A 12,002-nucleotide genomic window follows, 5' to 3' on the forward strand; every position below is an offset into this window, starting at 1 on the left:
GCTATTCGATCAGCTCGGACAGCTCCAGCCAGCGGGCCTCCTTCTCGGCGACCTCGTCTTCCAGCTCGCGCAGTTCCTTCGTCAGCCGGCCCAGTCCGACGTGGTCGGACTGATCGTGCTCAGCCAGCTCGACGTGTTTGGCGTTGACCCGGTCGGACAGCTTGCCCAATGCGCGGTCCAGCGCGGCGATTTCCTTTTCCACCGAACGTAATTCGGCACCGGACAACGCGGCGCGGTCCGGGACGGCAGACGGTGTGACCCCGGAGGCTTCGCCGCTGTGCCGGCGGGCGGCGATGCGCAGGTATTCGTCCACCCCGCCGGGCAGATGGCGCAGGTGGCCGTCGAGCACCGCGTACTGCTGATCGGTGACCCGCTCCAGCAGATAGCGGTCGTGGGACACCACGATCAGGGTGCCCGGCCACGAGTCGAGTAGATCCTCGGTGGCCGAGAGCATGTCGATGTCGACGTCATTGGTCGGCTCGTCGAGCACGAGCACGTTGGGTTCGGAGAGCAGCACCAGCATCAACTGCAGCCGGCGCCGCTGACCACCGGACAGCTCACCCACCCGGGATGACAGCTGTTCGCGTCGAAAACCCAGGCGCTCCAACAACTGTGTCGGGGTGAGCTCGCGGCCGTCGACCTCGTATCCGGCTTTCAGCCGGCCGATCACATCGCGAACCAGGTCACCTTCGATGTCGGCGAGCTGGCTGGACTGCTGGTCGAGCATGGCCAGCCGAACGGTCTTGCCGCGCTTGACCCGTCCGCTGTCGGGTTCCAGGGTGCCGGCGATCAGCCCCAGCAGCGTCGATTTACCCGCGCCGTTGGCGCCGACGATGCCGGTGCGCTCGCCGGGCCCGATGCGCCATTCGACGTCGCGCAGCACGGGCTTGCCGTCGAACGACACCGATGCGTCGAGCAGGTCGATGACGTCCTTGCCCAGCCGTGCGGTCGCCAGCCGGGACAACTCCACCGTGTTGCGCAGCGGCGGCACGTCGGCGATCAGCTGGTTGGCCGCATCGATGCGGAACTTCGGCTTGGAGGTTCGGGCCGGGGCCCCGCGGCGCAGCCACGCCAGCTCCTTGCGCATCAGGTTCTGGCGCTTGGCCTCGGTGGCGGCCGCGATCCGGTCACGTTCCACCCGCTGCAGGACATAGGCGGCATACCCACCGTCGAACGGTTCGACGACCCCGTCATGCACCTCCCACGTGGTGGTGGCCACCTCGTCGAGGAACCAGCGGTCGTGGGTGACCAGCAGCAGCCCGCCCGCGGTGCGCGCCCACCGGTTCTTCAGGTGCTCGGCCAGCCAGGTGATGCCTTCGATGTCGAGATGGTTGGTCGGCTCGTCCAGACCGATCACGTCCCAGTCGCCGATCAGCAGGGCGGCCAGCTGAACACGGCGCCGCTGACCACCCGACAGCGATCCCACCGGCGTCTGCCAGTCGATATCGGCGACCAGGCCGTCGACCACGTCGCGCACCCGGGCGTTGCCCGCCCACTCGTGCTCGGCTTGTTCCCCGACCAGCGCGGAGCCGACGGTGCTCGCCGGATCCAGGGTGTCGGCCTGGTCCAGGGCCGCGACCCGGACCCCGCCGCGGCGGGTGACGCGCCCGGAGTCGGGGGTGATCCGGCCCGTCAACATGCCCATCAGGCTGGACTTTCCGTCCCCGTTGCGACCCACGATCCCGATCCGGTCGCCCTCGTTGACGCCGACGGTCACGGACGCGAAGACCACCTGAGTCGGATACTCGAGGTGAAGGGCTTCGGCCCCCAGCAGGTGTGCCACTGGAAGGACCCTATAGGTGATGCCAAAGTGGCAGGAGGCACACCTGGGCTGTGCCATGATGTGCTGGCTGTCGGGGGCCGCATGCAGCAGAGACGGTGGACAGGGGAGCAGTTCGTGGATCTGAACTTGTCGGCGGTCACCAGGCCTGTCGAGCGTCTGATGGCGACCGCCCAGAACGGCTTCGAGGTCTTGCGCTGGGGCGGTCTGGAGACCGGTGTCGTGCCGTCACCGTTCCAGATCGTCGAGAGCAAGTCGATGTACAAGCTGCGGCGCTACTTCCCGCCGGACACCCGCCCGGGCCAGCCGCCCGCGGGTCCGCCGGTGTTGATGGTCCACCCGATGATGATGTCGGCCAACATGTGGGACGTCACCCAGGAGGACGGCGCCGTCGGCATCCTGCACGCGGCGGGCATCGACGCGTGGGTTATCGACTTCGGCTCGCCCGACGAGGTCGAGGGCGGCATGGAACGCACCCTGACCGACCACATCGTCGCCCTCAACGAGGCGATCGACACCGTCAAGGAGACCACCGGCCAGAGTGTGCATCTGGCCGGCTACTCCCAGGGCGGCATGTTCTGCTACCAGACCGCGGCCTACCGCCACACCAAGGACATCGCCAGCATCGTGGCGTTCGGCTCGCCGGTGGATACCCTCGCCGCACTGCCGATGGGGATCCCCGCCAATTTCGGCGCGGTGGCCGCCGACTTCATGGCAGACCATGTCTTCAACCGCATCGACATCCCAGGATGGTTGGCGCGCACCGGTTTTCAGATGCTCGATCCGCTGAAGACGGCCAAGGCCCGGATCGATTTCGTGCGCCAGTTGCATGACCGTGACGCGTTGCTGCCCCGCGAGCAGCAGCGCCGCTTCCTCGACAGCGAGGGCTGGATCGCGTGGTCGGGTCCCGCCGTCTCCGAACTGCTCAAGCAGTTCATCGCCCACAACCGGATGATGACCGGTGGCTTCGTCATCAACGAGCAACTGGTGACGCTCTCCGACATCACCTGCCCGGTGCTGGCGTTCGTCGGTGAGGTCGACGACATCGGCCAGCCGGCGTCGGTGCGCGGTATCAAGCGTGCCGCGCCCAGTGCCGACGTCTACGAGGTGATGATCCGGGCCGGCCACTTCGGCCTGGTGGTGGGATCCAAGGCGGCCACCGCGACGTGGCCGACGGTGGCGGACTGGGTGCTGTGGCTGTCGGGCCGCGACGCCCGTCCCGCGGCCATCTCGCCGATGGAGGACAGCAGCGCCGAGCCCGAGGACTCCGGGGTGGCGCTCAGTTCGCGGATCATGCACGGCGTGGCCGAGGCCTCGGGTCTGGCGGCCTCACTGGTCCGCGGCGTCGCCGACGCCGTCGTCACCACCAACAAGTCGATGCGCACGCTGGCCGTGGAAACCGCGCGCACCCTGCCTCGCCTGGTGCGCCTGGGCCAGATCAATGACCACACCCGCATTTCACTGGGCCGCATCATCGACGAACAGGCCGACGGTGCACCCAACGGCGAGTTCCTGCTGTTCGACGGGCGCGTGCACACCTATCAGGCGGTCAACCGGCGTATCAACAACGTGGTGCGCGGCCTGATCGCCGTCGGGGTGCGCCAAGGCGTGCGCGTCGGGGTTCTGATGGACACCCGGCCGTCGGCACTGGTGGCGATCGCCGCACTGTCCCGGCTCGGTGCCGTCGCCGTCCTGATGCCCCCGGACGCGGACCTCGCCGAGGCCGTCCGTCTCGGCGGAGTCACCGAAGTCATCACCGACCCGGGCAACCTCGAGGCCGCCCGCAAGCTGCCCGTCCAGATCCTGGTGCTCGGCGGCGGTGAGGCACGCGACCTCAACCTGCCCGGGGACAGCGGCGTCATCGACATGGAGAAGATCGACCCCGACGCGGTGGCGCTGCCGGGCTGGTACCGCCCCAACCCCGGGTTCGCCCGCGATCTGGCGTTCGTGGCGTTCAGCACCGTCGGCGGCGGGCTGGTGCCCAAGCAGATCACCAACTACCGCTGGGCGTTGTCGGCGTTCGGCACCGCCTCGGCGGCCGTCCTGGGCCGCAGCGACACGGTGTACTGCCTGACCCCGCTACACCACCAGTCCGGTCTGCTGGTCAGCCTGGGTGGCGCGGTCGTCGGCGGGGCGCGCATCGCCCTGTCGCGCAGCCTGCAGCCGGAACGGTTCTCCGCCGAGATCCGCCAGTACGGCGTGACGGTGGTGTCCTACACCTGGGCGATGCTGCGTGACGTCGTGGATGACCCGGCCTTCACGTTGTCGCCCAACCACCCGGTGCGGCTGTTCATCGGCTCCGGTATGCCGACCGGTTTGTGGCAGCGCGTGGTCGATGCGTTCACACCCGCCAACATCGTGGAGTTCTTCGCCACCACCGACGGGCAGGCCGTGCTGGCCAACGTCGCGGGCGCGAAGGTCGGTAGCAAGGGCCGCCCGCTGCCCGGTGGCGGTGAGGTGGAGCTGGCTGCCTACGACGCCGACGATGACCTGATCCTCGAGGACGAGCGCGGCTTCGTGCAGATCGCCGAGCCCAACCAGGTCGGTCTGCTGCTGGCGCGGCCGTGGGGTCCGATCGACCCGACGGCCTCGGTGAAGCGCGGGGTGTTCGCCCCCAGCGACACCTGGATCTCCACCGAATACGTGTTCCGGCGCGACGCCGACGGTGACTTCTGGCTGCTCGGCAACCGCAATCTGCTGATCCGCACCCGGCGCGGGGTGGTGTTCCCGGAGCCGTGCACCGAGGCGGTCGGCCGCATCCCGGCGATCGATCTGGCCGCGACCTACGGCGTTGACGCACCCGGCGGCACCCTGGCCGTCACCGCCGTCACCCTGCGGCCCGGTGCCAGCGTCACCGCCGCTGACCTCACCGAGGCGGTGACGGGGATGCCCGTCGGGCTGGCTCCCGACGTCATCCACGTCGTGCCCGAGCTGCCGCTGACCGCCACCTACCGGCCGACGGTGACGTCGCTGCGGGCGGCCGGACTTCCCAAGGCCAGCCGTAACAGCTGGTACCTGGACGCCGATACGGGAAAGTACAAGCGGTTCACGGCCGCGGTTCGGGCGCAGCTGGCGGGAAGCCAGAACTGAGCTTCTGCCCAGGTCGTGCCGCACTGTTAGGCTCGCCGGGAGTCCCAGATCGCCACGCGTCGGAGGAATGCATGACAACCCAGACAGTTTCACGTCACTGGCGTCGCGCCGTCCTCGGCGCGGCGATCGGTGCCCTGACCGCGGGGCTGCTGGTCGGCGTGGGTACGCAGCAGGCGCTGGCTGATCCGACCACAGCACCGGCCACCCCCACGGCGCCGGCGACAGCGGATGCCAACGGCGTCCCGCAGTTCCAGAACGCCGACCAGTTGCTGCTCTTTATCGACCAGGAGTATGACCAGGGTGCCGGCGGCGGTCAGCTGTCCAACCTGATCAAATCGGTGATGAAGCTGCGCGCCCAGGGCATCAAGCCCTCGAAGACCAATGTCGCCGAGATCCAGGACGCCCTGCAGTACCGCCCGAATCAGAAACCGCTGATCCAGGCGCTCCAGGACACCCTCGGTTACCAGCAGAAGATCCAGGCCCAGATGCAGATCCTGCAGCAGGCGCAGCAGGCACAGCAGAACAATGCGGTGATGGGCGCCGGCCAGATGCCCTCGGACGGCAACCCGAACATCCCGGGGCAGTAAACGCGTGCTCGACGAGAAGCTTCTCAGCATTCTGGTGTGCCCCGCTGACCGCGGTCCGCTGCTGTCGGTCGACGGGTTGCTCTACAACCCACGTCTTCATAAGGCCTACCGCATCGAGGACGGCATCCCGGTATTGCTGGTCGACGAGGCCGTCGAGGTCAGCCCCGAAGAGCACGAGCGCCTGGTGGCACTCGCCGGAACGTAACCGCTTCTGGCGCAACGTCTTTCGGTCACAACGGCAGGTCGCCGGTGAGATAGCGCTGCAGGGTCGGCCCGAGGACCTCGGCGATCTGGTCTGGCGGTAGCGAAGCGAACGGCTCGACGCCGACGATGTAGCGGGCGATCGCGACACCCAGCATCTGGCTCGCCACGAACTGCACCCGCAGCTGGCCGGTGCCCGGCGGGCTGTCCACCCGTGGCGCGATCTCGGCGGTGATGATGTCCTCGATGAAGGTGCGGATGAGGCTGACGTCGGCACCGCCGAGGATCGACCGCATGGTGGCCACCAGGGCCGCACCCATCTCGGAGTCCCACAGTGCGACGAGCATGGCCGGCAGCGTGTGGCCGAGTTCCTCCACCGGCGTCTGCCGCATCCGGTCGATGATCACGGTCGGGTCGATGGGCATCCGAATCGCCGCGGCGAACAGCTGCTGCTTGGTGCCGAAATAGTGATGCACCAGCGCCGAGTCCACCCCGGCTGCGGCCGCGATGGCGCGAATGGAGGTTTTGTCAATTCCGTTGCGCGCGAACATCTCCCGGGCGTTGGCCAGGATGCGTTCGCGGGTGTCGGAGTTACCCGGCGGGCGGCCGGGACGTCTCACGGGGTCCGCCGCCGCAGCGTCGCGGCCGCCAATGCCAGGGCCACCACGGCGAAGCCGAGCACCACGAGCATGTCGCGCACCGCGGTACCGGTCAGCTCGGCATGGGCGCTGACCTGCTGCAACGCCTCCAAGGCATAGCTGGCCGGCATCGCATTGCTGATCCACTCCAGCCAGGTCGGCATCAGCGAGCGGGGCACGATGATCCCGGCCAGCAGCAGCTGGGGGACGATCACCACCGGCATGAACTGCACGGCCTGGAACTCGGTGCGGGCGAAGGCGCTGGCCAGCAGGCCCAGTCCCACGCCGAGGACGGCGTTGATCACCGCGATGACGAACACCCACAGCGGGCTGCCTTCGGTCTGGAAGCCGAGCAGCCAGAACGACACCACGCACGCCAGGACCGCCTGCGCGGCGGCGGCGATGGAGAACGCGGTGCCGTAGGCGGCCAGCAGGTCGAGGCGGCGCAGCGGTGTGGTCAGGATCCGTTCCAACGTTCCCGAGGCCCGTTCGCGCTGCATGGTGATCGAGGTGATGAGGAACATCACGAACAGCGGGAACAGTCCCAGCAGGATCAGGCACGCGTTGTGGAACGGCGAGACGGCACCCGGCCGGGTCGGCACGTCGGCGAACATGAAGTACATCAGTGTGATGACCGCGCTGGGCACCACCAGGATCATCGCGATGCTGCGGTGATCGGAGCGCAGTTGGCGCAGGATGCGGGTCGTTGTCGCCAGGTAGGCGCGGGGGCTCAGCCGGCTGGCGTGGCGGTGGTGCGCCGGATGACGGACAGGAACGCTTCCTCCAGTGACGTACATCCGGTGTCCTCTCGTAGCCGGGCGGGGGTGGTGTGGGCCAGGAGCCGGCCTTCGCGCATGAGCAACAGGTCGGCGCAGTGCTCTGCCTCGTCCATGACGTGGCTCGACACCAGCAGCGTGGTGCCGCGCCGGGCCAGGGCGTGGAACTGCGCCCACAGGTCGGCGCGGAGTACGGGGTCCAGGCCGACGGTCGGCTCGTCGAGGACCAGCAGGTCGGGGCGGCAGACCAGCGCGCAGGCCAGCGAGACCCGGGCGCGCTGTCCGCCGGAGAGGTTGCCGCAGTAGGCGTTGGCATGGTCGCGCAAGCCGACACTGTCAACGGCCTCGTCGGCGGCCGAGGCGTGCACGCCGTAGAGCGCGGCGAAATAGCGCACATTGTCGATGATTTTGAGGTCGTTGTAGATGGTCGGGTCCTGGGTGACGTAGCCGACGCGGCGTCGCAGCGGGGGAGAGCCCGCCGGGTGCCCGAGCACGGTTACGGTGCCCGACGCGACGATCTGGGTTCCGACGATGCTGCGGATCAGGGTGGTCTTGCCGCAACCGGACGGGCCGAGCAGTCCGGTGACCGTGCCGCGGGCGATGTCGACCGAGAAGTCGTGCAGGGCCACCCGCTTGCCGCGCACCACCCGCAGATGCCGGACGTGCACTGCGCCGTCGGCGGCGTCGGGAATTAATTCATCAGCCGATGAACTCATCACACGATGAATAATGCGCCGGGGATGTCGGGCTGTCAACGAAACGGGGCACAATCCCTGACGTGACGGCCGAACTGCTGACCACCGATCCGGTGACGGCTGCCCGGCGGCTGCTCGGTGGGGTGATCAGCTGCCGCGGGGTCAGCGCGCTGATCGTCGAGGTCGAGGCCTACGGCGGACCACCGGATGGGCCGTGGCCGGACGCCGCCGCGCATTCCTATCGCGGGCCAACGGTCCGAAACAGCGTGATGTTCGGTCCGCCCGGGCGGCTCTATACCTATCGCAGCCACGGGATCCACGTCTGCGCCAATGTGTCGTGCGGACCGGACGGTGTCGCCGCCGCGGTCCTGTTGCGGGCGGCGGCCATCGAATCGGGTCTCGACGCCGCTCAGGCCAGGCGGGGTCCGGACGTGCGCCCGCTCGCATGGGCGCGCGGCCCCGGGAATCTGTGCTCCGCGCTGGGGATCGTGATGGACGACAACGGGCTCGACGTGTTCGACGCCCGCTCGCCGGTTACCGTGCAGCTCGGCGACCACGGTCCGGACAGCTGCGGGCCGCGGGTCGGGGTCAGTCAGGCCGCCGACCGGGCCTGGCGGTTCTGGCTGGCCGGGCGGCCGGAAGTGTCGGCCTACCGGCGCAGTCCGCGTGCCCCACGGCCGGGCGCGAGCGACTGAGCCGATCCGATACGGGAAGATCAACCCATGAGCACGACGATCCTCGACGAGTTGGGTTGGCGGGAACTGATCGCACAGTCCACCGATCTCGACGCGCTCGCCGCCGCCGCGGCGCAGCCTCCAATGACGGTGTACGCGGGATTCGACCCGACCGGGCCCAGCCTTCATGCGGGACATCTTGTTCCGTTGCTCACACTGCAGCGTTTTCAACGGGCCGGTCACCGGCCGATCGTGCTGGCCGGCGGTGCCACCGGGTTGATCGGTGATCCTCGCGACGTCGGCGAACGAACCATGAACACCACCGACACCGTGGCCGAGTGGTCGGACCGCATTCGCGGTCAGCTCGAACGGTTCGTCGACTTCGACAATTCGCCCACGGGCGCGGTCGTGGAGAACAACCTGAACTGGACCGGCCAACTGAGCGCGATCGAGTTCCTGCGCGATATCGGCAAGCACTTCTCGGTGAACGTGATGCTCGACCGCGACACCATCCGGCGTCGGCTGGACGGTGACGGCATCTCCTACACCGAGTTCAGCTACATGCTGCTGCAGGCCAACGACTACGTGGAGTTGCACCAGCGGTACGGCTGCTCGCTGCAGATCGGCGGATCCGATCAGTGGGGCAACATCATCGCCGGCGTGCGACTGGTCCGCCAGAAGCTCGGCGCGGCCGTACATGCGATGACCGTGCCGTTGGTCACATCTGCCGACGGGGCCAAGTTCGGCAAGTCCACCGGCGGGGGCAGCCTGTGGCTGGACCCCGAAATGACCAGCCCCTACGCCTGGTACCAGTACTTCGTGAACACCGCGGATGCCGACGTGATCCGGTATCTGCGCTGGTTCACGTTCTTGACCGCCGACGAGCTGGCGGAGCTGGAAGTGGCCACCGCCGAGCGTCCGCACGAGCGGGCAGCGCAGCGCCGGCTGGCCCAGGAACTCACGACATTGGTGCACGGTGAAGCCGCGACCGAGGCGGTTGAGCACGCGTCGCAGGCGTTGTTCGGCCGTGGCGAACTGTCGCGGCTGGACGAAGCGACTCTGGCCGCGGCGCTGCGGGAAACCTCGGTGGCCACGCTCGAACCAGGGGCGCCGGACGGAATCGTCGACCTTCTGGTCGCCACGGGGTTGTCGGCCAGCAAGAAGGAAGCCAAGCGCACCATCGCCGAGGGCGGGGTGTCGGTGAACAACGAGAAGATCGCCAGCGACGACTGGGTGGCACAACCGTCCCACTTCCTGCACGGCAGCTGGTTGGTGCTGCGCCGCGGGAAGCGGAATATCGCTGGGGTGCAGCGGGTTTGAGCCTTCAGTGCGGGTTCGAAACGCCGATCTAGCAGGCGATTTGACTCCCAGTTAGCACTCACGTAACTTAATCCACGTCGCCGCGACGCGGGTCAGCCCGAAGAGCGCGACGGCATCCTCGAGGAATACTCCCGGATTCCGGGTTGTTCCGACTGTCCGCACACCGCACGCGGCGAAAGCCGCGGGTTTGTTGCGCGGCCGGTGAAGGTGCCGAGGTGTGTTGTTTGAGAACTCAATAGTGTGTTTGGTGGTTTTTGTTTGTTGTTTTTTGCCATGCTCTGATACCCCCGTGTTGGGGTGTGGCTGTTTTTGATGCCAGTTTTGGTGTCGTTTTTGTTAGGTCAGATTTTCTCTGATTGGAATTCGCCTCGTTTGTCGAGGGGTTTTTGTTTGGAGAGTTTGATCCTGGCTCAGGACGAACGCTGGCGGCGTGCTTAACACATGCAAGTCGAACGGTAAGGCCCTTCGGGGTACACGAGTGGCGAACGGGTGAGTAACACGTGGGTGATCTGCCCTGCACTTTGGGATAAGCCTGGGAAACTGGGTCTAATACCGAATACACCCTGCTGGTCGCATGGCCTGGTGGGGGAAAGCTTTTGCGGTGTGGGATGGGCCCGCGGCCTATCAGCTTGTTGGTGGGGTGATGGCCTACCAAGGCGACGACGGGTAGCCGGCCTGAGAGGGTGACCGGCCACACTGGGACTGAGATACGGCCCAGACTCCTACGGGAGGCAGCAGTGGGGAATATTGCACAATGGGCGCAAGCCTGATGCAGCGACGCCGCGTGAGGGATGACGGCCTTCGGGTTGTAAACCTCTTTCAATAGGGACGAAGCGCAAGTGACGGTACCTATAGAAGAAGGACCGGCCAACTACGTGCCAGCAGCCGCGGTAATACGTAGGGTCCGAGCGTTGTCCGGAATTACTGGGCGTAAAGAGCTCGTAGGTGGTTTGTCGCGTTGTTCGTGAAAACCCACAGCTTAACTGTGGGCGTGCGGGCGATACGGGCAGACTTGAGTACTGCAGGGGAGACTGGAATTCCTGGTGTAGCGGTGGAATGCGCAGATATCAGGAGGAACACCGGTGGCGAAGGCGGGTCTCTGGGCAGTAACTGACGCTGAGGAGCGAAAGCGTGGGGAGCGAACAGGATTAGATACCCTGGTAGTCCACGCCGTAAACGGTGGGTACTAGGTGTGGGTTTCCTTCCTTGGGATCCGTGCCGTAGCTAACGCATTAAGTACCCCGCCTGGGGAGTACGGCCGCAAGGCTAAAACTCAAAGGAATTGACGGGGGCCCGCACAAGCGGCGGAGCATGTGGATTAATTCGATGCAACGCGAAGAACCTTACCTGGGTTTGACATGCACAGGACGCCGGCAGAGATGTCGGTTCCCTTGTGGCCTGTGTGCAGGTGGTGCATGGCTGTCGTCAGCTCGTGTCGTGAGATGTTGGGTTAAGTCCCGCAACGAGCGCAACCCTTGTCTCATGTTGCCAGCACGTTATGGTGGGGACTCGTGAGAGACTGCCGGGGTCAACTCGGAGGAAGGTGGGGATGACGTCAAGTCATCATGCCCCTTATGTCCAGGGCTTCACACATGCTACAATGGCCGGTACAAAGGGCTGCGATGCCGTGAGGTGGAGCGAATCCTTTCAAAGCCGGTCTCAGTTCGGATCGGGGTCTGCAACTCGACCCCGTGAAGTCGGAGTCGCTAGTAATCGCAGATCAGCAACGCTGCGGTGAATACGTTCCCGGGCCTTGTACACACCGCCCGTCACGTCATGAAAGTCGGTAACACCCGAAGCCGGTGGCCTAACCCGTAAGGGAGGGAGCCGTCGAAGGTGGGATCGGCGATTGGGACGAAGTCGTAACAAGGTAGCCGTACCGGAAGGTGCGGCTGGATCACCTCCTTTCTAAGGAGCACCACGATGTTTGGGCCGGCCCGCAGAGCGCGGATTCTCCGGTGTCCCGAACGGATTCGTTGGATGGCCCCGCACCTGTAGTGGGTGGGGGTCTGGTGCACGACAAGCAAAGTAACCAGGACCGGGGCCTTGAGGGTTTCCTTGAGCGGTTTTTGGTGCTGCCAAACACACTGTTGGGCTTTGAGACAACAAGCCCGTTGTTCCTGGACTGCGGTTCGGGAGGCGTGTTGTTGCTCCATCTTTGGTGGTGGGGTGTGGTGTTTGATTTGTGGATAGTGGTTGCGAGCATCTAGCACGCAGGAGGCTTTTGGGTCTGTTGTGTGT

The 12,002-nt window shown here is 66.4% G+C and carries 9 protein-coding genes and 1 rRNA gene; 6 read left to right on the forward strand and 4 right to left on the reverse strand.

Features of this window, described 5'->3' with window-relative positions; genetic code table 11:
• Position 1: 1 nt before the first annotated feature.
• Positions 2-1,783 carry an ABC-F family ATP-binding cassette domain-containing protein gene (locus tag BN3385_RS18590; RefSeq protein WP_059018859.1) on the reverse strand — a complete coding sequence of 594 codons (1,782 nt, stop codon included), beginning with the start codon at positions 1,781-1,783 and terminating at the stop codon, positions 2-4.
• An 81-nt stretch (positions 1,784-1,864) separates the two neighbouring features.
• On the opposite strand from BN3385_RS18590, the gene BN3385_RS18595 reads away from it, so the two are divergent.
• From BN3385_RS18595 to BN3385_RS18605, 3 genes are all read left to right on the forward strand, one after another.
• Positions 1,865-4,870, forward strand: a complete 3,006-nt coding sequence (locus BN3385_RS18595; RefSeq protein WP_156432800.1) for an acyl-CoA synthetase — start codon at positions 1,865-1,867, stop codon at positions 4,868-4,870.
• Positions 4,871-4,941: 71 nt separating this feature from the next.
• Positions 4,942-5,457, forward strand: coding sequence for a hypothetical protein (locus BN3385_RS18600; RefSeq protein ID WP_059018863.1), 516 nt, complete (start codon positions 4,942-4,944; stop codon positions 5,455-5,457).
• A gap of 4 nt (positions 5,458-5,461) precedes the next feature.
• Complete coding sequence (locus BN3385_RS18605; protein WP_059018865.1) at positions 5,462-5,662, forward strand: Trm112 family protein; 201 nt, start codon at positions 5,462-5,464, stop codon at positions 5,660-5,662.
• 25 nt (positions 5,663-5,687) lie between these two features.
• Here the strand turns inward: BN3385_RS18605 and BN3385_RS18610 are convergent, their stop codons facing one another.
• Genes BN3385_RS18610 through BN3385_RS18620 form a run of 3 tightly spaced genes read right to left on the reverse strand, consistent with a single transcriptional unit; the run spans position 5,688 to position 7,791 of the window.
• On the reverse strand, positions 5,688-6,278 hold the full coding sequence (locus BN3385_RS18610) for a TetR/AcrR family transcriptional regulator (protein ID WP_231748763.1): 591 nt from the start codon (positions 6,276-6,278) through the stop codon (positions 5,688-5,690).
• Complete coding sequence (locus BN3385_RS18615) at positions 6,275-7,093, reverse strand: ABC transporter permease (RefSeq protein ID WP_082690541.1); 819 nt, start codon at positions 7,091-7,093, stop codon at positions 6,275-6,277. The genes BN3385_RS18610 and BN3385_RS18615 overlap by 4 nt, the downstream gene beginning before the upstream one ends.
• Positions 7,027-7,791, reverse strand: coding sequence for an ABC transporter ATP-binding protein (locus BN3385_RS18620; protein ID WP_059018868.1), 765 nt, complete (start codon positions 7,789-7,791; stop codon positions 7,027-7,029). Before BN3385_RS18620 ends, BN3385_RS18615 begins: the two co-directional genes overlap by 67 nt.
• 59 nt (positions 7,792-7,850) lie before the next feature.
• Here BN3385_RS18620 and BN3385_RS18625 point away from each other — a divergent pair, with 59 nt between their 5' ends.
• The 3 genes from BN3385_RS18625 to BN3385_RS18635 all read left to right on the forward strand — a co-directional run bounded on the left by BN3385_RS18625 (position 7,851) and on the right by BN3385_RS18635 (position 11,669).
• The gene (locus BN3385_RS18625) at positions 7,851-8,462 is read left to right on the forward strand and encodes a DNA-3-methyladenine glycosylase (protein ID WP_059018870.1); all 612 of its coding nucleotides are present in this window, start codon (positions 7,851-7,853) and stop codon (positions 8,460-8,462) included.
• Positions 8,463-8,489: 27 nt separating this feature from the next.
• A complete protein-coding gene (gene tyrS, locus BN3385_RS18630) occupies positions 8,490-9,761 on the forward strand; it encodes a tyrosine--tRNA ligase (RefSeq protein WP_059018872.1) in 1,272 nt (423 codons plus the stop codon).
• 387 nt (positions 9,762-10,148) lie between these two features.
• Positions 10,149-11,669: ribosomal RNA gene (locus tag BN3385_RS18635) — 16S ribosomal RNA — on the forward strand.
• The last annotated feature ends 333 nt before the right edge of the window (positions 11,670-12,002 follow it).

This window comes from Mycobacterium sp. M26, from assembly GCF_001494595.1.
In the GTDB taxonomy this organism is placed as follows: domain Bacteria; phylum Actinomycetota; class Actinomycetes; order Mycobacteriales; family Mycobacteriaceae; genus Mycobacterium.